Below are 22,084 nucleotides of genomic sequence, written 5' to 3' on the forward strand. Positions count from 1 at the left end.
CTCACTCGGAGCATCTCACCTTTGTAACCCCTAAATCAGGTTTTATGTCAAACTATTTTGAAAGCCTTACTAGAAACCAGTTTTAGGGACAAGTATAATTACTCACTTGCATAAATGAGATGCTCCCTGCTCACTGAAAACTTAAATCTGATGACTGATAACTGAAAACTTAAATCTGATAACTGAGTCGGTTATTGACGCAGCTTAGTCAACTCTAACAGCAGACGAGAGGATAAAAAACAGATAAAGCTCTCTCCCAGAAAGAGACTTAATTGCCCACTGTCAGCGAGCAAGTCTGTGGATAATTGTAGGGGAACTAGGCCGCGGACTAGGGCAAAAGCTGCCACTGTACCATCTTTGAGATGGGGATTATCATCGTTACGGACGACATAACGATAGGTGACACCAAAGAGAAATCCGCTAATTATCGCCCCGGATATCTTGACAAAAGCGCCAATTACTGTGAGCGATTCCCCTAACAATAGTCGATCAACAATTAAAAATAGCAGATAGGGAACCAGGAAAGCCAGCGCCGAGATACTCCCCACCTGTATGGATTCGATTCTTTCCTTGAGCGTAATTTGCACGATCGCCTCTCTAAAACGGAGTCACTGATGAAGTATTATCGAAAATTTGGGTTGAAAACCTCGCCCTTTAGGGCGACTTTATGTTAGCATTAAATTGAGTCGTTGACTTTGGGAACGCAGGAAACAAGCGACACTCCGTAATCCCTAAATCTCTAACCATCACTGGTACAAAAGCTTTCATCGTAAGTCCACATGGTAAGAGCGAAAAACAATTAAATACTGTGGGACACACAGAAATTTACGCTTGGGGAGTAGTCTTTAAGAGTGCTTGCCTTGTAGGTGTAGTCGGACTAGACATGAAACTGTAAGACCAAAATTAGCTTTGCTAGTAGCGGCAAGATTCAGCCCAAGAATCTCCGCACTTTTAGGGCGGAGAGTGTCAACTCCTAAGTAATTCGTTTAACAAAGGCAATTATGGATATTTTGACACTTGGTTGGGTTAGCATTCTCGCCCTGTTCACTTGGTCGATCGCCATGGTGGTTTGGGGTCGTAACGGTTTCTAGGTAATCTATAGATACCATGGAAACATCCTTGATTCTCAACACTCTCTTTCTAGTCGCCTTAATTCTCCTCGTTATCGTCAGTGGTGGCATTCTCTACCTGACGACTACAGAATGGCGCGATCGCCGTCGTCAAGATGGCGATAAAAAATTAGGAAAATAATCCTGAACAGGTGTACTTAATTACGCCTGTTTTTCCTTTACTATGATTAAAATACTGCACTTATCGGATATTCACATGGGGAGCGGTTTTTCCCATGGACGTTTAAATCCAAAAACGGGATTAAACACGCGTTTAGAGGATTTTATGGGCAGTTTAAGCCTCTGTATCGATCGGGCTATTGCCTCCCCTGTGGATCTAGTGCTTTTTGGGGGAGATGCCTTTCCCGATGCCACTCCTCCTCCCTTTGTTCACGAAGCTTTTGCCAGTCAATTCCGTCGTCTTGCCGATGCTAATATCCCGACGGTGTTATTAGTGGGTAATCACGATCAACATTCTCATGGTAATGGCGGTGTCAGTCTCTCCATCTATCGTACCCTAGCGGTGCCGGGGTTTATTGTTGGCGATCGCCTGACCACCCATCGCATCACCACCCGCAATGGCGATATCCAAGTCATTACTTTACCCTGGTTAACCCGGGCCACTCTCTTAACCCGTCCCGAAACCGAGGGTTTATCCTTGAGTGGGGTAAATGAATTGTTAATTAACCGTTTGGAACCGGTTTTAGAAGGAGAAATTCGCCAATTAGATACAAGTTTACCAACAGTTTTATTAGCCCATTTAATGGCCGATCGAGCTAGTTTAGGAGCAGAAAGATTTTTAGCGGTTGGTAAAGGTTTTACTGTGCCTTTATCGTTGCTAAATCGTCCACAATTCGAGTATGTTGCCCTTGGTCATGTTCACAAACACCAAAATCTTAATCCTAGCAATGATCCGCCTATTGTCTATCCAGGGAGCATCGATCGAGTGGATTTTAGCGAGGAAAAAGAAGATAAGGGCTATGTTTTAATAGAAGTGGCTAAAGGAGAGGTTAAATGGGAATTTTGTCCTTTACCCGTGCGTCCTTTCCGTTCCATCGAAGTGGATGTTTCCGAGGCAGAAAACCCCCAAAAAGAATTGCTGAAAGCTCTCAAAAAACACGATATTCAGGAAGCAGTTATCCGCTTAGTTTATAAAATTCGCAGTGAACAATTAGAACTAATCAACACCAATCAGCTTGACGAAGCGTTAAAAACTGCCCATAGTTATAGTATTCGGGCGGAATTAATTAGTCAATTAACCCGTCCCCGTTTACCGGAATTAGGGGTGGGTAATCAATTAGATCCGATGGAGGCGTTAAAAGCTTATATCGATAATAAGACAGATTTGCGCGATATTGTCGATGATATGTTAGAGGCAGCCCAGCTTTTATTAAATCAACAGCCAGAAATTTGGCTAGAGGAAGAAACCTCGATTTAGCTATCAGTTATCAGTTATCAGTTATCAGTTATCAGTTATCAGTTATCAGTTATCAGTTTACTGCTCACTGAAACATCTTCCCTATCCCTCTTTGAACTAACAATGAGTTTATGTCTTAATCCCGATTGTCTATATAACAATGATCCTACAGATAAATTCTGTCAAAAATGTCGCTTTCAATTATTACTAAAAGATCGTTATCGTGCTATAAAATTAATTGGTCAAGGAGGTTTCGGTAAAACTTTTCAAGCAATTGATGAGGATAAACCTTCTAAACCTTATTGTGTGATTAAACAATTTTTTCCTAGCGCTCAAGGTAGCAATGCTCTCAAGAAAGCGGCGGAATTATTTAAAGAAGAAGCGATTAGTTTAGATAATCTCGGTCAACACCCACAAATTCCCTCCCTCTATGCCTATTTTACCAGCAATGATGGGCGACAATATCTTGTTCAAGAATATATTGAGGGAGAAAATCTAGAACAAGAATTACAAAGCGAGGGAGTTTTCAATGAGGAAAAGATCAAACATCTTTTATTGGAAATTTTGCCAATTCTTGATTTTATCCATGCTAAAAGAGTCATTCATCGGGATATTAAACCAGCTAATATAATTAGGAGACGCAGCGATAATAAAATAATTTTAGTGGATTTTGGTGCCTCTAAATTCATGCCCATTGCTAACCTTTCCCTGACAGGAACAGTGATCGGTTCGGCGGGATATATCGCTCCAGAACAAAGTAATGGCAAAGCGATTAATAGCAGTGATTTATATAGTTTGGGAGTCACTTGTATCTATTTATTAACGGGAATATCTCCCTTTGAATTATTCGATGTGAGTGAACATGAATGGGTATGGAGACAGCACCTGATTAATAATCCTGTTAGTGTTGAATTAGGTAAAATTTTAGATAAATTAATTGAATTTGGCACCAAAAAACGTTATCAATCAGCCAGGGAAGTCCTGCAAGAGTTAGCAGTAAAATTAGCCTTCGTGATTCCGCCAAAACCCCGATCACAGAATACAATTCAAGAAACGGTTTTGCCAGCTTTTCCAGCCGCCACCAGGGAGGAAATTAACCTCAAAAGTGCCAAGGCAATTGATTACACTAATCTGCGGGATTTATTAGCGCAAGAAAAATGGCAAGAGGCAGATCAAGAAACGGCTAATCTCTTCTTAAAAGTTGCCGATCGAACTAAAGAAAAATATCTTAAGATAGAAGATATAGATAACTTTCCCTGTGAAGATTTAGCCACTATCAATCAACTCTGGTTAAAATATAGTCAGGGAAAATTCGGTATATCTGTTCAGAAAAGAATCTATGAAAGTTTGGGAGGAAGCAGCAATTATGATCAACAAAAATGGAACGCTTTTGGAACAAAAGTCGGTTGGCGAGTTAATAACAAGTGGTTATACTACGATCAAATTACTTTCTCTCTCAAAGCACCCTGGGGACATCTCCCCACCCTTGTGTGGGGTGTGGGGGGTGGGATAATTCTTTTTTCTCGTCTGGAAACCTGTGCCATGGACGGAGTTTCTAGCAGGGGATAAATTGACTTAAAAACTTTTCTGGAGAATTAAACAATTTCTCCCTTCGCCAGTGCGGATATATTGTAAAGTATCAGTAAGAGAACGCATAAAAATTAATCCTCGATCGCTTTCCATTTCCAAAGGTGCGACGGGATGTTGTTGTAGAGAATCAAGTTTTGCTTGTAGATCAAAAGATTGACCGTGGTCCCATATTCTTATTTCTAGAGAATGGGACTTTAAAGTTAATTCTAGATCGATCGGTGTAGTCGGTGGTAAATGTTGGTGAGCGTAACGGACAGCATTAGTAAATCCTTCTGCTAAAGCCACCTTACACTGCCAAAGCACCGAGTCGGGTAGAAAAGAGCGGCCGTGAGATTCAAACCATTGTAGGACTGGGATTAAAGCTGCCAATTCCGTCTGGACTTGTAGATGGAATTGGAGGGGGAAAGAAGGGGAATTTAAGACTTCAGAAGGCACCACTGTTTTTTTGAAAGAGAATCAAAATTGTTTTAAAAATCAGTTGTAGATCGTAGCCTAAACTCCAATTTTCTTGATAGCGCAAATCTAGTTGAATTACCTCTTCAAAATTACTCACCCGAGAGCGACCATTCACCTGCCATTCTCCCGTCATACCGGGTTTTACATCTAAACGTTGCCATTGGGGAACATCGTAGCGTTCCACCTCATCGGGGGTGGGAGGACGAGTGCCAACAAGACTCATTTCACCGGTGATCACATTCCAAAACTGGGGCAATTCGTCTAAACTGGTGCGACGTAAAAATTTTCCTACCCGGGTAATCCGGGGATCATTTTTATTTTTAAAAAAAGCTCCCTCCGCTTGATTAGGGATTTTATCCTTGAGTGCTTCTGCATCCACACACATGGAACGAAACTTAAGAATTTTAAATTCCTTTCCCAACCAACCGCAGCGGGTTTGACTGAAAAAAATTGGACCGGGACTGTCTAACTTAATAGCAATAGCAATGGGGACAAAAATAACCCCCGTGATTAATAAACCCACGATCCCACCAACAATGTCAAGACCGCGCTTTAACCAACTGCGAATCGAGGGATGGGTTTCCGGTAGATGGTTTTCATTGGCAGTAAAGCTCTTTTCTTGGGCTGCTAGGGGGGAGGTTTGGAAAGTGAATAATTGATCTAGTCCCGTAATCGATAAAACCCCCATCACTGGGGGATGGACGTTAGCCAGCACTAACTCGATATTTTCTGCTCTGGCCGCTTTGAGATTATGGACTAAAGCACCCACACCACTACTATCCATAAATTGAGTGGCATTCAGATCAAGAATGACTTTTTCGGGAGTGGGTGTTTGGGCGATGAGATGGTGAAACAGATCCTTGAACTGTACTGCTTCCAAGACAGTCAAGCGATCCGGCATCCGCAAAACCGGATACTCCATCGGAATGATCAGAAAACGTGTTTCAGGAATTTGGGAAGTCATCGACACAAAGAGATGGTTTGATAGATGAACAAGGCCTGATGACCCACTTAAATGTTTACTACACTTTTCCCCAAATACCAATGGGTAATGTCAGAGATTACCTGTGATCATCGGCTAACGAATCTCACCTAGGGGCGGACGGCCTTGGGTTTGGGCTTTCGCTTTGGCTGCACTCTTTCTCAGGGCATCTAAACGGGTCTCATAACGCTTACGCAGACGACGGTTGGGCGTTTGTTCAATTAGGGTTTTAAAGGCACTGCCTAGGCTCTTGTAGGCGTTGGGGAGAGAATAACCGAAACGGGTGGCCAAGGCGATCGCTTTTTCATCGGCTTCGATCGCTTCTTTGAGAATTTTATCGCCATTATTTTTGCGCCAGAGACGATAACCGGAAATCCCACATAATCCCATAGCCAAAAGCAATAATAACCCGTCCTGTACCCATAATTCCCCCACCGCACCACCTAAGCCAATAGCGAGGGCGGCCATTTCCCAGCCTTCCCGAGGAATACTATCATTTTGAATCCTGGCGACTTCATGCCAAAAGAGCAAATTACGCTGATCGATGGCTAAATTTTCCCATTTTGCCAAATCTATCTGAATTTCTACCTCATCTCTGCCAATTTCTTCACAACGGATCAGGGGGGGATTAACCTCTGTGGAACCTTCTACCGTTACCCAACTTTGTAATTCTGGAGGTAGTAGGGTTTTTAGGCGCCGAAGTTCGCTCATTTCGGCTCGTGCAGAGGAGGCCGCATAAGATGTCATAGATTTTTTACCTATTCTCTACCAATGACGATGATTTCTATTTTCGATCATAGCGGTCTTTTTTGTGATCTTGGCAGCTTTTGGCCCTAGAGAGCATTTTCAGTGATCAGTAAACAGTGATGGAAGTGGGAAGTGGGGAAGTGGGGAAGTGGGGAAGTGGGGAAGTGGGAAGAAACCATCCATAACTGGGTTTTTAAAGTTCGATTGGGAGTCAATCATACTAAGTAGGTGGGTGTTAAAAATTGTCAGATACCCCCCTTATTAAGGGGGGATTAAGGGCGGATCAGCACCCCCCTTATCAAGGGGGGATTAAGGGGGGATCAAAGACAAAATCTCTCTTCTATTTACTTATTAAATAGACTGTAACTTGTGCTGGCTAATGCTCAAATATATCTTTGTATTGCTGTAAATCTAAAGCGGTGAAGATGGGGATACAACTAAAGCATTTTTGGGCTAATTCCCATCTTTCTTCCCTTTGCATCATCACCATCAATTTATCTCGCACTGACAGTAAATAGCGCACATCGTTAGCAGCATAACTCAGTTGTTGTGGGGTGAGATTAGCGGCATTTCCCCAATCAGAACTCTGAGCGGTTTTGTCTAATTCTATGCCTTCCAATTCCTGCACGAGACTTTTTAAACCGTGACTGCTGGTATAAGTCCGAGCCAGTTTACTGGCGATTTTGGTGCAGAAAATCGGTTGAGTGGCAATGGCAAAAGTATGGGACAGTTGAGCCACATCAAAACGGGCGAAATGAAAGACTTTTTCTATCCGCTCATCCTCCATGACCTTTTTGAGATTAGGAGCCTCTGTTTGCCCCCTAAAAACCCGAATAGCGGTGACAAAACCACTGGGATCACAGAGTTGAATTAAACACAGTCGATCGCGCCCCGGTATTAATCCCATAGTTTCTGTATCTACAGCGATCGAATTAACCCCTAGATAACGGGATAATAGGTCATCGCTTAAATCTCGATCGCACACTTGAAAATTGTCTAAGTTCATATAGTTAGAAGATAGGAGACAGGAGACAGGAGACAGGAGGGAAATTTGTAATGCTTTTGCCTATCGCACGACTGCCTTTATTTCCCTGATAAGTAGTTGGACAAAAGTAAAGTTAACTGTGGGGTAAGGAGTCGGTCGTCAGTAAGAATTGCGGCAATTTACATTTCTTAAGATAGACCACAGAATTTATGTCCGACTACTTAAATGATAACTGATAACTGATGTTAAAAACTGGTAATTAAATTTAAGTATCATCGGGGGGATTTTGTCAACGCTTTTTAACAAAAAGTTGTGTAAAATAATATTCACCAACATTATTTTTAGCGATACCGATACCGGTGAGATTATAATCACCAACCATATTTTTTTGATGACCAGGACTATTAATCCAACCCTTGACGGCAACAGCAACAGGGTCAGGATATCCCTTCATAAAAGCCAAGTTTTCGCCCATTTTTTCTAAAGGGATCATCCTTTGTACTGCCTTGACTCTTCCCTCAAAACCATCATGACTAAAAGGAGCCTGTTTATTGGCCATTTTTTGACTAAATAAGCGAGCTTCATGACTAACGCGAGCATCGAGACGTAGGGGCGGTAAATTTTGAGAAATTCGGTAGCGATTAACTTGATAATTAGTATTTTGTTCGAGGGTAATAAAAAAAGATTGATTCCCGATAAGATCGTAGCTAAGGGAATTAGTAGAAACAGGAGCGGATTGACGTTTTAGAAATATTTGAGTAAAGTACAATTTTCCTTGATTATCCGTCGCTACTCCAATCCCGGTACTATCAAAATCTCCCTCCATATTTTTCCGATGACCTTGACTTTTAATCCAGCCATCCACAGCAATCATTACCTGGTCATCATAACCTTGATTAACTGCCACATTTTCCCCCACCGCTTCATAGGGAACCGAAACACCAATAGTTTGCGCTCTTTTGTCAAAATCTTGATGACTAAAAGGAACTAAACCCGCGGCCATACGTTGGCTATGTAATCTTGCCTGTTGCGAAATTGCCCGATTTAACAGTAGGGGAGATAAATTGCGAGATAGACGATAGCGATTGACCTGTTGATAGATTTTATTCTCTAAAACAAGTAAAGTTGCCGCATCTAAAGGAGAGGGAGAAGGAGCGGGAGAGAAAGATGGCACGAGTTCCGTAAAAGAGCTATAGTTTAAGGCACTACAGGCCATTAAACTTGTCGATACAAGCATCAAAATTCCTAACCGATAAGGTTTCTTAAAAAAACTTTTCATCAAAAAAATTGGGTCTGAAACCCCGCCGTTCTAGGTTGCATTTACTGTTAAATACTAGCGCATTTACAGGATATATGCCAGAATGTCATAGCATTTTTCTAAAGTAATGACAGAGATAGTGAATTTCCCTCACCCCCAGAAAGGGAGAGGAGCGGGGGTGAGGGACACGAATAAAGAAAAATGGCATAAGGCAGCTGGGAAACCCCCCCCAGGGATCGCAAGCAGAAACCCAAATGGTCAGGTTTGGAAATCACCGTCCGGCCCCGGGGGTGAGGATATCAACTTTTTGGTGCCAGGGTCAAGACTTGTTAAGATCGATCAAGCCGCTCGCTCAAATTTATCACTCCTGTGGCTCTCATTTATGGTAATCGACTTTCTGCCCTTCACTATCAATATTTCCCCGGCCTTTATTGCCGGTAGCTGTCTCTGGTCTTTAGCATTGTATCTGGGGTTAGCTGGGGTGCGAAATTGGTTTATAGAAATTTTCTATCGCTGGTTTAATTTTGCCGAGCGTTTCCTCTATACTTCCCTAGAGGAGTTTGAAAAAACTCGCGTCGCCAGAGAATCCCAAAATGCTTTTTATGCCTCTATCTTTAGTATTATTCCCTTTCTCATTCTCGGCGGTTTCTCCGATTGGTTAATCGAGATTAGTTTAGGAAAAAGTTGGCCGATTAGTGTCGGTATTCTCGCCTGTGTTGCCTGTGGTGTCTATGAATTAGTACGGCAGGACGGCAGCGGTAATCAGTAAACAACGGTCAATTAAGCTGTTAACTATCTCAATTACTCCTTAAGACGCTACTGGAGTGGCAAGTTAGTCGATTTTAACCCTTGACTAGCGCTCAATCTTTTCCTTCCAGACGATTTTTATGTTTATTAAGGGTCTTTTGTAGTAAATTCAAAACCTCATTAGCAATCTCAATAACTTGATGGGTTCCAAAACCGGCCTGAGTTAATTCTTTAAAAAAAGCCTTAGCGACAATTTTGGCTAATTTCGGGGGATAAGGAGGGACAGCGATCAAATGTTCGGACTGAATTTCTGCTATTTCTCTAGTCACTGCCATCGCCACAAAACGAGATTTTAACATCCCTTGCAAATGAAAAATTTGCAGGGATTGGGCAGCCTGTTGAGCGAATAACTGCAAGATTTCTAAATCTAATGGTTCAAAATGTTTTTTGTCTAGGGGAAAACTGAGATTAATTACTCCGATTACCTGCTCGTTTAGGATAATCGGTACGGATATAAAACTATTATTATTTGATTTTTTGGGATAAGGGGCTGCACTGGAAAATGGCGATCGAGTGATATCCTTAATTAGTAAAGGTTTTCCTGTGGCCGCTACACTGTCGGCAATAACTTGATCGAGTTTAATTATTTCTTGATCAGCCAAAGGTGATAGATCATCATAATGGGCAAAAACTTCTAGATAATCGGTAATTTCCCCTTTTGATTCCTGTGGAGAGCTTAACATAATTGAACAGTGCCGCGCTCGCAATTGATGAGCGCTCATACTAGCTATTTTCCGAAAAATATCTTCGAGATTTTCCTCGACATTCAAGACAAGAGACAGAGCCGTTAATTTGGGGTTAAAATTATCCATGTATTCAATCACTTATTCAGTCCGAGTTTAGGCTTTCAGGGTGAGGGTGACATTCCCCATATCCCTGTTTGTCTGAGTCTATAGCTTGCCATAGCATCTCATGGAAGGGCTTTTTTACTCGCTAACTGCTCTATTGTAGATGTGCTGAAAAACTTCTGTGTGTCTCTTGTGTTTTGTCTTCCCTCTAGCTACTCTGATCTAGTAGGTCAGAGGAGTTTAACCTCACTGGAGTGAAAGATGGTGCGTTTTCTCTGGGCAATTTTGGCCGGTGTGGGGATGGGGTTAACAGTAGCGCCGGTTTCTTGGTGGTTACTCGCTTGGATTTCTCTCGTCCCCCTGTGGATTGTTGTGAGATTAGCGGAAAAATCCCTAAAAAAACCGCTTTTATACGGTTTTGGCTGGGGTTTTGCCTACCATGGTCTGGCTTTATTCTGGATCACGGGAATTCACCCGATGACGTGGATGGGTGTCCCCTGGTTAGCGAGTTTGTTAATTGCCCTGTTTTGTTGGTTGTTTATCACTTTTTGGGGAACGGCGATCGTGCTAACTTGGACGTTAGTTATGTTTTATGTCAACAAAAGTGTTAATCAGTCATCTTTTCGCGATGCCCTCCTACGGGTTTTCATCGGCACTGCCCTCTGGTGTGGGTTAGAATTTCTCTGGAGTCAATCCCCTCTCTGGTGGACTACCCTTGCTTATAGCCAAAGTCCCCATAATTTATTGATTCTGCAATTGGGCAAATTATCGGGTTTTACGACGGTAACGGCGGCAATTGTAGCAGTTAATGGTTTAATCGCCGAAAGCTTGCTCCTAATCCGTCAATCGCGGCAAAATCTCGCTTTTCTCTCTTTACCCCTCCTTATTTGTTTTAGCCTCCATCTCTGGGGATGGAACACATACCATAAACCGATCGAAAAGTCAAGGGATTTAGGGATAAAAATTGGCGTCATTCAGGGCAATATTCCCAACACGATTAAACTTTCGCCCCTAGGATTTCAAAGGGCGATCGAAGGTTACACCTCTGGTTATCAAATTCTCGCTGATCGAGGAGTAGATGCCGTCTTAACTCCTGAAACCGCCTTACCCTACTATTGGGAGAACTTAGTCAATAATAGCTCGATTTATTCGGCAATTTTAGCCAAAAAAACGCCGATCTGGTTAGGTGCATTTGGCAAGGTGGACAAGGGGTATAACAATAGTCTCTTGACCATTGATGGCGAGGGACAGGTGATTAGTCGGTATGATAAAGTAATTCTCGTGCCTTTAGGCGAATACGTTCCTTTTCAGGAAATTTTGGGCGGAATTGTTGATCGCCTTTCTCCCTTGCAAGCGCATTTAATCCAGGGAAATCCTGATCAAATTATTGACAGCCCTTTCGGTAAAATAATTGTGGGCATTTGTTACGAGTCGGCTTTTTCCGAACATTTTCGCCGTCAAACTGCTAGGGGAGGCGAATTTATTATTACCGCTTCTAATAACGCCCATTATAGCCACGCCATGCCCGCTCAACACCATGCTCAGGATACCATGCGAGCGATCGAAACCGATCGATGGATGGCCCGGGCCACCAATACAGGTTATTCTGCTTTTGTCGATCCCCACGGTAATCACCTTTGGCTATCGGATTTAGATAAATATCAAATCCATAGCGAAACAATTTATCGACGGGATACGAGAACTTTATATGTGCGCTGGGGAGATTGGTTAACTAAAGTTTTAATCATTACTGCCGGACTAGCTTGGCTCTGGAGAGCTTGGGATTAAGGTGACAGTGCTATACTTTTTCCTGAATGAACTGTATAAATAACCTAAGTTTTTGATGCAATGAAAGAGCAATTTGTCAAGTGGTTGAATAGAATCTTAATATTTGATGTGTTTTTAGTAATAGCGGGCTTTCTCTGGTTTGCCCTGGCTGTTATCGGTGAATCCACGGGAATTCCCCTAGGATTTAAACTTTTTCAGCGTCTTTGGCTGCCCTTATTCAATCCTGCTATTAGTATTTTAATTGCGGGGGCGATTTTCAGCTGGGCAATTAATCAAATTCAAGAACGCTTGTCCCCTAAATAGTAGGGTTGATTCATGAATCAACCCTACCTTATCAAGGAGGGCAGGGGGGATCGAACCTAAAATCCATTTTTAATTTAATTATAACCAGCTACTTAGATGATAAAAATCGGGGTTGAAACATTTTCAACCCCGAAAAAAGCCATTTTTGAGGGGATTAACCCACTGGTTGTAACTGTAATTGCGAGAGAATATCGCTTTGCTCAGAGCGCTGATGACTAGAGACTGTCACCACAGCTTCAGCAGTTACATCTAATATCGCATGGTCTCCAGAATTGACTTTTCCCGATAACATCGCGACCGCTAAACTATCCTCTAAGCGTCGAGTTAAAGCACGACGTAAAGGCCGCGCACCGTAGCTAGGATCATAACCCTCATTGATGACCAAATCCTTAAAAGCGGCGGTAACTTCCACAGAAATGCCTTTTTCTGTCAATTGTTTGGCTAGATCCGCGATCAGAATATCGGCAATCTGGGTAACTTCTTCGCGAGTTAACTGTCGGAAAACAATGATTTCATCGAGACGGTTGAGAAATTCGGGACGGAAATATTGTTTTAACTCCTCTGTCACCCGATTAGAAATCTGTTGGTAACGGGATTGAGCAAAATCGTCAGCAATCTCGAATCCTAAGCTATTACCGCCTTTTTCGATGACTTTTGAGCCAATATTCGAGGTCATGATAATTAGGGTATTCTTAAAGTCCACCCGACGACCTTGGGAATCGGTCAAATGACCATCTTCTAACAGTTGCAGGAGAAGATTAAAAACATCGGGATGTGCTTTCTCGATTTCGTCAAACAAAACCACTCTATAGGGTTGACGACGCACTGCTTCCGTTAACTGACCGCCTTCATTGTAACCGATGTATCCGGGAGGCGCACCAATTAACTTAGAAACCGTGTGGGATTCCATAAATTCCGACATATCTAGGCGAATCATACTGGATTCCGAGCCAAAGAGCAACTTAGCTAAGGCTTTCGTTAATTCAGTTTTACCGACTCCCGTGGGACCGGCAAAAATAAACGAGGCAATCGGACGATTAGGATTCTTTAAATTTACTCGCGCTCGACGAATAGCACGAGAAACGGCATTTACTGCCTCCTGTTGGCCAATAATCCGCTCGTGCAGTTGATATTCCAGATTTAAGAGCGATTCCGACTCAGTTTCAGTTAATTGGGTAACGGGAATACCTGTCCAAGCGGCGACAATTTGGGCAATTTCCTCCGCATCCACCACTGGAATTAAAGATTCGGGGTTAATTAGGGGTGATTCTTCCCTAACCTCCGCAGGACTTGTACTTTGCAGGGAATAGCGTAGATGGGTGCGGGATCCCGCTTCATCGAGAAGATCGATCGCTTTGTCCGGTAAAAAGCGATCATTGATATAGCGCGAGGATAGATTAACGGCAGCTTCGATCGCTTTTTGAGCGTATTTTACCTGATGGAAATCCTCGTAGGTGGCTTTTAAACCCCGTAAAATCTCGATCGCCTGCTCTTTAGTTGGTTCTCCCACCATAACTGGCTGAAAACGTCTTTCTAGAGCCGCATCTCGCTCAATATGCCGTTTATACTCATCGAGAGTTGTTGCCCCTAAACACTGTAACTCCCCGCGAGCTAAAGCAGGTTTAAGCAAGTTAGAAGCATCCATGGCTCCTCCCATGCTACCAGCACCCACAAGAGTGTGAATTTCATCAATAAACAGGATAATATTGCCCGATTTGCGAACTTCCTCCACAACACCCTTTAAACGTTCCTCAAAATCGCCGCGAAAACGGGTTCCCGCCAGTAAAGACCCCATATCGAGGGCAATTACCTGTTTATCCTGCAAAAGTTCGGGAATATCGCCATTATGGATGCGTTGTGCTAACCCTTCAGCGATCGCTGTTTTGCCCACCCCCGGCTCACCCAGTAAAATCGGGTTACTTTTGGTACGACGGCCTAAAATTTGGACAACTCGCTCGATTTCTGGCTCTCTACCGATTACAGGGTCAATTTTGCCATTTTTGACCTCTTGGCTTAAATTGCGACCATATTGGGCTAAAATCCCGCCTTGGGGAGCATTTTTCTGGTCTTCATAGTCACTCTTTGCCGTGAAGCGACCACTAGCGACTTTTTCCCCGGCATTTTTAATTAAAAGGCCGCGAAGTTTGATCAAATCAACACCCTGCATAATTAAAATTTTAGCGGCTAGGGATTCGGGATCGGCGGTGATAGCGAGTAATAGATGTTCAGGTGCGATCGCCTGTTCCCCTAATTGTCGAGCTTCCTGAAATGCTTGCTCGAACATCTTTTTCGCTTTCGGGGTAAAAGGGATATTAACGGGACTGTAACCGGTGCCGCGGCCGGTCATTCCTTCAATCAGGCGGCGACTTTCGTGCAGGGTAACTTTTAAATCCTTGAGAATCAAGGCTGCGGTGGCGGTGGCTTCTCCTATCAATCCTAAGAGCAAATGCTCCGTACCGACGACACTGTGACCGGTACGACGGGCTTCCTCTTGGGCGAACATCACCGCTTTGATAGCTTTCTGGTTAAAGTATTCAAACATGATCGACGGCTTCCTGGCTACTGGGCTTCACCTGTTACTGTAACGTTTTCTTTACATTAGCCGGAAGGGTGATATCCGTATCAGTAGGGTGGGTTAGGGGACAGGAGTGGGAATTATGAATTATGAATTATGAAGTGGGGTGATGGGGGAGTGGGGAGACCACTTCGTGCGCCTTGCGGGGGGAGACCACTTCGTGCGCGTTGCGGGGGGAGACCACTTCGTGCGCCTTGCGGGGGGAGATGATCGTAACGAATTTGCAGGTTCAGCCGGAAATATGGGGAAACTTGCCAATATTTCGCCAATCGAAGGGCGGTACTCCCAGTAATTTCTGGGCGACCGTTGAAGATCTCATTAATCCGATTGATGTACCATATAAGGTACGATAACTGAGAAGGTAAGGATTGAAAAGGCTGCCAGCCAAGTTTTTTCGAGCCGAAGCTGGGTCGGAGCCAGTCAAAGATTGGTGGAAAACCCTCGGCCGTGAAGATTGCCGGATTATTGGCAGCGATATCAAGGACGTAGAGTTTAGCTTTCCCATCGGCTGCCCCTGTGCCGTTCACTTTCCGGTTATCAAGACTTATGGGAGGTGCGGAGTAGGGGCAATTCATGAATTGCCCCTACGGGCAGACGCATCACGCGGGTCATCTTTTACATCAGCCGAGGGGAGATGATTCTGCCGCACGGCAACATCGGCGAAGTCCCAAAAACCCCAAAACGGGAAATCTAGTAGGGGCGAACGGCCGTTCGCCCCTACTAGCGCAAGAAGGAACAGGAAAAATATGACCGCTAACCCCCATACTGGCTCCGATTTCGATGCTTTTCTCAAAGAAGAAGGTCTTGAGGAGGACTGTAGTGCGGTGGCACTCAAACGGGTGCGGTTGCGGCAGTTGGCTGAGGAGATGAAACGGATCTCTCTGACGAAAACGGAGATGGCGGCGCGGATGCAGACCAGTCGAGCGCAACTTGACCGCCTCCTCGACCCGGAAAAGACGGGCGTTTCTCTCGATACTATCCAACGGGCGGCTTCTGTGGTGGGCCGCCAATTGCGAATCGAGTTGCTCTGAGGGAAGTCAGAAAGTTCGGAGTGCCACAGATGAAATTACCCAACGGGGAACTGGCAGAAATCTCGATGGAAAAACTGATTGGCTATTGCTTAAATCCAGAACATTCCAGAGGAAAAAATCAAGCCAGAGTCTTTCGCTCTCGTCTAGGAATAACTGCCGAGAACGCTGAGGTTTTGCGATCGCTCATCTCACAGGCTGCCCTGGAGGGGGTTAATCACAGAAACCAAAAACCTAACTAATACTATCCAAAATTACTCATGACTTATGCTATAATAGTTTTATGAGTAAGTTGACCATATCAGAAGCGGCTAAATTAAAAGGTGTAAGCGTATCGACATTAAGACGTTGGGAGTCTGAAGGTAAACTAATACCAGAAAGAACTGCTAACGGGCATCGACGTTATACCGTCTCTCAGTTGCTTGGAGTAAAAGAGAATCTTTCCTATACTGTTGGCTATTGTCGCGTTTCTAGTCATGATCAAAAGAAAGATTTAGAACGTCAAAAAGAAGTTGTCGAATTGTTTTGCGCTCAAAACGGTTGGCAAGTTGAAATTATAGACGACTTAGGTTCAGGACTTAACTACAACAAAAAAGGATTAAAGCGATTAATTCGGTTGATTGTTGATAGTAAAGTAGAGAGATTGGTCTTAACTCATAAGGATAGATTACTTAGATTTGGTAGTGAACTAATCTTTAGTCTGTGTGAGCAATTCGGAACTGAAGTTGTCATTATCAATCGAACTGAAGACAGTACATTTGAGGAGGATTTAGCGCCAGATGTCTTAGAAATTATTACGGTATTTTCCGCTAGATTGTATGGCTCTAGAAGCCATAAAAATAGAAAAATCGTAGAGGAGTTAAGAGACGTTGCTACTAGGATTCAAGACTGAGTTAAAACTAAATAATCAACAACGCTCATTATTAGCCCAACACGCAGGAACCGCACGTCATGCTTGGAATTGGGGTTTGGCTTTAACCAAGCAAATTTTAGACCATAATCAAGCTAACCCTGATGAAAAAATCAAGTTTCCTACGGCTATTGACCGACCTGAATGGTTGGTAGCATTGGTAAAATCAGAGCATGATTGGTATTACCAAGTGTCTAAATGCGCTCCCCAATGGGCGTTAAGAGCTTTATCCGATGCTTGGAAAAGATGCTTCAAGAAGATAGCTAAACCACCAAATTTCAAGAAGAAAGGTAAACAGGATAGTTTCACTTTAGATGGGAGCATTAAAATTGCCCATCAAAAGATAAAAGTTCCTGTGATTGGTTGGGTAAAAACTTACGAGCGGCTACCTGATGGATACCAGCCAAAATCTGTCACTATTAGTAAAAAAGCTAATAGGTGGTTTATTAGTTTTAAGATGGAAGTTGAACAGCAAACAACCAATAAAACTCATGATGTAGTTGGTTGTGATCTGGGAATTAAATCTTTGGCTACTTTATCGACAGGTGAAACGTTTGAAGGCTCTAAAAGTTATCGTAAATACGAAAAACAATTAGCCAGACTTCAATACTTGAACCGACATAAGGTAAAAGGTTCAAATAATTGGAACAAAGCCCAACGGCAAATAGCTAAACTTCATTTTAAAATAGCTAATATCCGTAAAGATACGTTACATAAACTCACCACTTATTTAGCCAAGAACCACGGCCAGATAGTAATTGAGGATTTAAACGTGTCTGGGATGATGGCTAATCACAAATTAGCTAAAGCCGTTCAGGATATGGGTTTTTACGAGTTCCGAAGACAACTTGATTATAAAACTCAGTTGTATGGTTCGGAATTAATCATAGCCGATAGGTGGTTTCCTAGCAGTAAAACCTGTTCCAATTGTGGGTACAAAAAAGAGTCTCTATCTTTAACTGAAAGAGTTTTTGAGTGTGAGCAATGCCATGTAGTTTGCGGTCGAGACTTGAACGCTAGTCTAAATCTAGCTTCTTTGGCGGTGAGTTCCACCGTGTCAGCTTGGGTCGTAGATAGTGCCGACACTACTACAGTGAAGCAGGAAGTTAACGTCAAATTTGCTCATGAGTAGATTTGAGTAAGTTTAACAGAACGGAAGTTGTGCAACAAGCGGTCACGGAATTCGGCCAGCAGTTTAAAGTGGATTGGACGATACCAGAACGGGAAGGAACACAACTGCGAACTATCTGGGAAATCGGCTTAATTAATCCCAACCCTCGCCTAATTTCTGCCTTTATCAAGTGAAGTACCATGAAAGACATCAAACTCTTAGATACGGTTGCCATCCTCAACTCCGTCCCTCGGGAGCGATTGACTTTAGTTGAATTAGATTATGAAGCTGTCCCCAGCTTGCCAAGCGGACAGGTGGGAACAGTGGTTGAGGTGTATGAAAAAGGTTCGCGCTATCAATATTTAGTGGAATTTTCTGACAGTCAGGGGCGGGAATATGCGATGGCTATTCTGCCAGGCGATGAGCTTCTGGTCTTGCATTATGAACTGGAGGCGGCGTGAATTCTGCTTAAGGGAAAACGCTATGGCTCAAGTAGCGGTTAGCGAAATTTTGAACCCTATTATCGAATCTGACACACCGCGCCACAATCCCTCACGGAAGGCGATAGGTCGCCTGAGAAGCAGTAAAACAGGGGAAAATACCTGAAACTCTTTCCCCTGTGAATCGCTAGTTAGGGAGAGGAATGTAAAGATTTGTAAATTGTAGCTTTTGATACAGTTGTGGGGGGGGGAGTGTGTATAGTTTTGTTGTCCGCCATTGGGGTTGGGTGGGGCTGTTGCTTGACCTGGCTGCGAAGAAGCGCTCGCACTACCCGCAATTTCAACAATGGCATGGGCAAGGATGCGCGAGTCTATCTCGATTCGATAGAAACACTACTAAAAAGATTAATATTCATTATGGGTTGGAGAAATTCACTTTTACTAACATTGTTGATTTTGGTTGTTGGCATTGGTCTTGGAGCGATTACAGGAGGTCCTATAATGCGTGGAATTGTCTTCTGGACAGCACTTTGGGCAGCAAGTGATTCCCATAGAATAGAAATTCATAAGTATAAAATTACAGGATCATTCGTACCATCATTTGGTAATTCATGGTCAGTTTTTTTGTTTGTATTGCTCCTTTGGGTGTATTGTTTTCCTGCCTATTTGATTATTAGAGGAAAGATTCTTAAAGGTATAATTCCTTTAAGAAACGAAGACGAATAAGGCTACTAATGAATCCAGACTAACTCCCCTCTCCTGCTCCCAGAGGGGTTGGGGGAGAGGTCAAATCATCAAACCATTATCTATCTACGAGTTGCTCATCGCCAAGAAATTTATAAAATTTTCCCTTAGTGCGATCACATGATCTTGTATGGTATTTTCTTCAAACGCCAACTAAAACCCTCCCAATCCACCGAAAAAGAAACCACAAAAGTAGGCTAAATTGCTTCTAAAAATACCATAAATGCCCCCTTGATTCAGTCAGACCAAGTTTAGAGTAAAACTCGTAGGTTGGGTTGACACAAGGAAACCCAACAACTTCCCGGAATATTTTCACAATCTTGGTTGGGTTTCGCCTTTTGAGCCGATTGGTAATACCTGCTCAATAATAATAGCTCAATCCAACCCACGGCTAGAGCGTCTGAGGGAATGCTAGATTTGACCATGACAGTAACTCAGCAGACAAACTACCATCAGGATTTTGGCATGAAAATTCATGGCTTGAGCGGACTAAAACTTTAATCTTTTCTCAATCTTTCTAACAGTTCAGAGCGGGATAAATTCACTAAAGAAAGAAGTAACCCGGTGCGTTCTGAGATGGGAAGTTGGGCAATCTGTTCAACTAGACCAGACAATTCCGAATCTAGGGTTCCAAACCGCCCTTCCAGAAGACTAGCTATCAGGGAGAGTTGTCCCTCTAAAGTGCCTTCTTGCTTCCAGTCTTCCCGTTGTTGTAAATAAGCTGGCGATAAGTTCATGATGTCCTCCTGTTCCTCTGTACTTAAATTATCTCTCAACTCTAAGTTCTTGCGCCAGTTCGCTAAGATTTCTAATAAATTATCTCGAAAAGGGTTGCGTTCGGGAAGTTGAACTAACTCTTCAACTGCTCGTTTCTGTGTTCCTGCTTTTCCCAATACTCTCAACCATAAAGTGTCTTCATTCACTGGTAATTGATGAATGGCAACGATTGCCACTTTGAGGAAGTCAGCTAAAAAGTAAACCCCTTTCAACCAATTCCTCTCATCGCTGTCAGCCCTGAATCCTTGAATCATTCTAGCTGAAAAGGTGGGGGTGAGAATCCATAAAACTGGCAATTCTGCGACCGTCAGAGTTTTGTTTGCCCGTTTCGCCTTTCTTAACAGGTCATTATGAACAGTATATAACTTTGATATACAACTGCGAATCTCTATTTCTGAGGGCGGGTTACGGAAAGGTTCAAACAAACAGGAAGTCGCCGCCATTTTTCCGAGTAAACCTAAAGGGAGTTCGGTCCTTGATGGTGAACTGGCCGGTTCAAACCAGACATCTATTTCTTGAACCTCACTTTTCACTTTCTTACTCTTTTTTATGGTTCCTAGAGGCGCTAACAGTTCCTCTAAATATTCCTTGGCAAATTGGTCGTGAATTTGGCGGGTCATTCTCGGAGATGACTGAGAATATAAAGGGGGATAAACTATCCTATTATATCATTAATTAAAAAGGAATTCAATCGACAACATTGATCCATGACTAGGAATCAAATTGACTAAGAGAGGAACGTCTTTTAAAAGGAATTAGTTTTTTGATTAATTCAGGTGTAATTAAGCCTTGCGGATAAAAAATTGTTCCCAAAACGATTAAAATTCCAAAAATAATCAAACGACCATCGCGCAAGAAATTCCCTAACCAAATTGGTAAACCATTCACGCCGCCGAGGGCGCGTAAAACTTCGGGCAAAGCAGTTAAAACAATGCCTCCCACCACCGGCCCGACAAAAGTTCTTGAACCACCAATTAAAACGAAAGCCAGGAAAATAATACTAGAATCAAAGGTTCCTTGACGGGAATTCCAAGTATTGAGAAAATGGGCGCTTACCGCTCCCACAACTGCCGCTAAAACTGCCCCGAAAGTGAAGGATAAAACCTTGTGATAGGTGGGATTAATTCCCATGGCCGCAGCTGCCAATTCATCGGCACGAATGGCATTAAATGCCCGACCAATTTTGATGTTTTCTAACCGGTAGAGAAACAGCATAGTTAGGAATAAGAGGGGCAAGGCCAGCCAAAGGTAGGCTAATTGAGTAGTGAAGGGTTGGGGAATGGCGAAAATACCGACCGCACCGCCAGTTATCTCGAGATTAAGGGCAATAATTCTCAAAATTTCTACCCAGGCGATTGTGGCAATAGCTAAATAAATCCCTCGCAAACGGAGAACAGGAATACCTAAAACTATGGCTAATATTCCTGAAATAATGCCAGCAATTAACATTTCTAAAAATACCAAAGCCAGGGGATAATTGCTACCAGTATTAGTAAAAACTTTCGTGGAAAGAATGGCGGCAACATAACCGCCTAAAGCGTAAAAACCAGGGGTTGCTAAGGATAATTGACCGGCCATTAAGGGCAGATAAATTGAAATGCCTAATATGGCTCCAAATATCATTGAAACAATTAAAAAACCATAGGTGTTAAAAAAATCAGCCATATTTTCAGTGAGCGGTTATTGGGTGCTTAAGTTAGGGGAGTCAATTAGCTAATTTTATCACCGTTCTCTCCCACCTCATTCTCCGGTAATTCTCGAAATTATCATAATTTTTTATGTGGCACTTTTCCTATATGGTAGCGTTCGCCACCTTAAAAGCAGACGGGATGATCGATGATGGGAAAAAGGTATCTTTCTTAACTTTGTCTGGGAAAAAATTCAGGGGAATTTATAAAACAGCAGGATTGGTTCCTCGGACTCCTACGGCTGAATTTCCCGATAAAATGGCAGTAGCGGGCGAAAAAGTCCTAGAAGCTGAGGATATTATCAATTTTACCCCAGAAGCGATCCATCAGGTGCAGGCGATCGGTGAAGAACCAGTAATGTGGTTTTAAACCTTTTCAATTCGATCCGCTCACTAATTAAGTAGCTGGTTATAATTAAATTAAAAATGGATTTTAGGTTCGATCCCCCCTGCCCCCCTTGATAAGGGGGGTGCCGATCCCCCCTTAGTGGGACTTAAACAAATTTCAAGCCCAAATAAAGCCTAAACTGGCTTTGTAAGCGGCAAACACATCCCGATTCTCGGTCAGCCACTCAAAGAAAC

The 22,084-nt window shown here is 43.0% G+C and carries 25 protein-coding genes and 2 pseudogenes; 15 read left to right on the forward strand and 12 right to left on the reverse strand.

All coding sequences use genetic code 11. From position 1 onward, the window contains the following. Nucleotides 1–191: 191 nt before the first annotated feature. Nucleotides 192–587 (reverse strand): hypothetical protein, encoded by a 396-nt coding sequence (locus tag IM500_RS10070; RefSeq protein ID WP_190719515.1) that lies wholly within the window; start codon nucleotides 585–587, stop codon nucleotides 192–194. 414 nt (nucleotides 588–1,001) lie between these two features. Here IM500_RS10070 and petN point away from each other — a divergent pair, with 414 nt between their 5' ends. The 4 genes from petN to IM500_RS10090 all read left to right on the forward strand — a co-directional run bounded on the left by petN (nucleotide 1,002) and on the right by IM500_RS10090 (nucleotide 4,095). Further along, complete coding sequence (petN, locus tag IM500_RS10075; RefSeq protein WP_012265708.1) at nucleotides 1,002–1,091, forward strand: cytochrome b6-f complex subunit PetN; 90 nt, start codon at nucleotides 1,002–1,004, stop codon at nucleotides 1,089–1,091. A 16-nt stretch (nucleotides 1,092–1,107) separates the two neighbouring features. Next, nucleotides 1,108–1,251: a hypothetical protein gene (locus IM500_RS10080; protein WP_002736416.1), complete on the forward strand. Its 144-nt coding sequence runs from the start codon at nucleotides 1,108–1,110 to the stop codon at nucleotides 1,249–1,251. Between the two features lie 42 nt (nucleotides 1,252–1,293). After that, on the forward strand, nucleotides 1,294–2,547 hold the full coding sequence (sbcD, locus tag IM500_RS10085; protein WP_002756966.1) for an exonuclease subunit SbcD: 1,254 nt from the start codon (nucleotides 1,294–1,296) through the stop codon (nucleotides 2,545–2,547). Nucleotides 2,548–2,649: 102 nt separating this feature from the next. After that, a complete protein-coding gene (locus IM500_RS10090; RefSeq protein ID WP_190719512.1) occupies nucleotides 2,650–4,095 on the forward strand; it encodes a serine/threonine-protein kinase in 1,446 nt (481 codons plus the stop codon). A 6-nt stretch (nucleotides 4,096–4,101) separates the two neighbouring features. Here the strand turns inward: IM500_RS10090 and IM500_RS10095 are convergent, their stop codons facing one another. The 5 genes from IM500_RS10095 to IM500_RS10115 all read right to left on the reverse strand — a co-directional run bounded on the left by IM500_RS10095 (nucleotide 4,102) and on the right by IM500_RS10115 (nucleotide 8,565). Beyond that, nucleotides 4,102–4,554, reverse strand: a complete 453-nt coding sequence (locus IM500_RS10095) for an ATP-binding protein (protein ID WP_190719508.1) — start codon at nucleotides 4,552–4,554, stop codon at nucleotides 4,102–4,104. After that, nucleotides 4,541–5,536 carry an anti-sigma factor antagonist gene (locus IM500_RS10100; protein ID WP_190719505.1) on the reverse strand — a complete coding sequence of 332 codons (996 nt, stop codon included), beginning with the start codon at nucleotides 5,534–5,536 and terminating at the stop codon, nucleotides 4,541–4,543. The genes IM500_RS10095 and IM500_RS10100 overlap by 14 nt, the downstream gene beginning before the upstream one ends. A gap of 114 nt (nucleotides 5,537–5,650) precedes the next feature. Next, the gene (locus tag IM500_RS10105) at nucleotides 5,651–6,301 is read right to left on the reverse strand and encodes a DUF3318 domain-containing protein (protein ID WP_002756971.1); all 651 of its coding nucleotides are present in this window, start codon (nucleotides 6,299–6,301) and stop codon (nucleotides 5,651–5,653) included. Between the two features lie 376 nt (nucleotides 6,302–6,677). Continuing rightward, entirely contained in the window at nucleotides 6,678–7,307 is a 630-nt protein-coding gene (locus tag IM500_RS10110; RefSeq protein ID WP_147069601.1) for a ribonuclease D, read from the reverse strand. A gap of 268 nt (nucleotides 7,308–7,575) precedes the next feature. Next, nucleotides 7,576–8,565, reverse strand: coding sequence for a CAP domain-containing protein (locus IM500_RS10115; protein ID WP_190719497.1), 990 nt, complete (start codon nucleotides 8,563–8,565; stop codon nucleotides 7,576–7,578). A gap of 361 nt (nucleotides 8,566–8,926) precedes the next feature. On the opposite strand from IM500_RS10115, the gene IM500_RS10120 reads away from it, so the two are divergent. Then, the gene (locus IM500_RS10120) at nucleotides 8,927–9,313 is read left to right on the forward strand and encodes a hypothetical protein (protein WP_287738247.1); all 387 of its coding nucleotides are present in this window, start codon (nucleotides 8,927–8,929) and stop codon (nucleotides 9,311–9,313) included. Between the two features lie 91 nt (nucleotides 9,314–9,404). On the opposite strand, the gene IM500_RS10125 is transcribed toward IM500_RS10120, so the two are convergent. Continuing rightward, nucleotides 9,405–10,163, reverse strand: coding sequence for a GAF domain-containing protein (locus tag IM500_RS10125; RefSeq protein WP_190719490.1), 759 nt, complete (start codon nucleotides 10,161–10,163; stop codon nucleotides 9,405–9,407). Between the two features lie 237 nt (nucleotides 10,164–10,400). Here IM500_RS10125 and lnt point away from each other — a divergent pair, with 237 nt between their 5' ends. Then, entirely contained in the window at nucleotides 10,401–11,927 is a 1,527-nt protein-coding gene (gene lnt, locus IM500_RS10130) for an apolipoprotein N-acyltransferase (RefSeq protein WP_190719487.1), read from the forward strand. 60 nt (nucleotides 11,928–11,987) lie between these two features. Further along, entirely contained in the window at nucleotides 11,988–12,230 is a 243-nt protein-coding gene (locus tag IM500_RS10135) for a DUF8620 family protein (protein WP_190719484.1), read from the forward strand. A 154-nt stretch (nucleotides 12,231–12,384) separates the two neighbouring features. Here the strand turns inward: IM500_RS10135 and IM500_RS10140 are convergent, their stop codons facing one another. Continuing rightward, a complete protein-coding gene (locus IM500_RS10140; RefSeq protein WP_287738249.1) occupies nucleotides 12,385–14,772 on the reverse strand; it encodes an ATP-dependent Clp protease ATP-binding subunit in 2,388 nt (795 codons plus the stop codon). Between the two features lie 113 nt (nucleotides 14,773–14,885). Next, entirely contained in the window at nucleotides 14,886–15,380 is a 495-nt protein-coding gene (locus tag IM500_RS10145; RefSeq protein ID WP_190719478.1) for a helix-turn-helix transcriptional regulator, read from the reverse strand. 171 nt (nucleotides 15,381–15,551) lie between these two features. On the opposite strand from IM500_RS10145, the gene IM500_RS10150 reads away from it, so the two are divergent. The 7 genes and pseudogenes from IM500_RS10150 to IM500_RS10180 all read left to right on the forward strand — a co-directional run bounded on the left by IM500_RS10150 (nucleotide 15,552) and on the right by IM500_RS10180 (nucleotide 19,020). Then, nucleotides 15,552–15,836, forward strand: coding sequence for a helix-turn-helix domain-containing protein (locus tag IM500_RS10150; RefSeq protein WP_008206799.1), 285 nt, complete (start codon nucleotides 15,552–15,554; stop codon nucleotides 15,834–15,836). A 29-nt stretch (nucleotides 15,837–15,865) separates the two neighbouring features. Next, nucleotides 15,866–16,045, forward strand: a pseudogene (locus IM500_RS10155) (DUF6883 domain-containing protein); the annotation flags it as partial. A gap of 71 nt (nucleotides 16,046–16,116) precedes the next feature. After that, a complete protein-coding gene (locus IM500_RS10160) occupies nucleotides 16,117–16,725 on the forward strand; it encodes an IS607 family transposase (RefSeq protein WP_046663863.1) in 609 nt (202 codons plus the stop codon). Further along, nucleotides 16,703–17,875: an RNA-guided endonuclease InsQ/TnpB family protein gene (locus IM500_RS10165; RefSeq protein ID WP_287738251.1), complete on the forward strand. Its 1,173-nt coding sequence runs from the start codon at nucleotides 16,703–16,705 to the stop codon at nucleotides 17,873–17,875. The genes IM500_RS10160 and IM500_RS10165 overlap by 23 nt, the downstream gene beginning before the upstream one ends. A 23-nt stretch (nucleotides 17,876–17,898) precedes the next feature. Continuing rightward, a pseudogene (locus tag IM500_RS10170) lies at nucleotides 17,899–18,048 on the forward strand (DUF6883 domain-containing protein); the annotation flags it as partial. 6 nt (nucleotides 18,049–18,054) lie between these two features. After that, a complete protein-coding gene (locus IM500_RS10175) occupies nucleotides 18,055–18,315 on the forward strand; it encodes a DUF4926 domain-containing protein (RefSeq protein WP_190720514.1) in 261 nt (86 codons plus the stop codon). Nucleotides 18,316–18,750: 435 nt separating this feature from the next. Then, nucleotides 18,751–19,020 carry a hypothetical protein gene (locus IM500_RS10180; RefSeq protein WP_287738252.1) on the forward strand — a complete coding sequence of 90 codons (270 nt, stop codon included), beginning with the start codon at nucleotides 18,751–18,753 and terminating at the stop codon, nucleotides 19,018–19,020. Between the two features lie 269 nt (nucleotides 19,021–19,289). Here IM500_RS10180 and IM500_RS10185 read toward each other — a convergent pair whose 3' ends face one another. From IM500_RS10185 to IM500_RS10195, 3 genes are all read right to left on the reverse strand, one after another. Continuing rightward, nucleotides 19,290–19,463, reverse strand: coding sequence for a hypothetical protein (locus IM500_RS10185; protein ID WP_287738253.1), 174 nt, complete (start codon nucleotides 19,461–19,463; stop codon nucleotides 19,290–19,292). Nucleotides 19,464–19,535: 72 nt separating this feature from the next. Continuing rightward, on the reverse strand, nucleotides 19,536–20,435 hold the full coding sequence (locus IM500_RS10190; RefSeq protein ID WP_287738254.1) for a hypothetical protein: 900 nt from the start codon (nucleotides 20,433–20,435) through the stop codon (nucleotides 19,536–19,538). A gap of 91 nt (nucleotides 20,436–20,526) precedes the next feature. Beyond that, nucleotides 20,527–21,480, reverse strand: coding sequence for a branched-chain amino acid ABC transporter permease (locus IM500_RS10195; RefSeq protein ID WP_287738257.1), 954 nt, complete (start codon nucleotides 21,478–21,480; stop codon nucleotides 20,527–20,529). A gap of 113 nt (nucleotides 21,481–21,593) precedes the next feature. Between IM500_RS10195 and IM500_RS10200 the strand changes: the two genes are divergently transcribed. Beyond that, nucleotides 21,594–21,872, forward strand: coding sequence for a hypothetical protein (locus tag IM500_RS10200; protein ID WP_287738260.1), 279 nt, complete (start codon nucleotides 21,594–21,596; stop codon nucleotides 21,870–21,872). Nucleotides 21,873–22,084 lie beyond the last annotated feature (212 nt).

Origin of the sequence: Microcystis sp. M179S2, assembly GCF_020245805.1 — a bacterium.
GTDB lineage: Bacteria > Cyanobacteriota > Cyanobacteriia > Cyanobacteriales > Microcystaceae > Microcystis > Microcystis aeruginosa.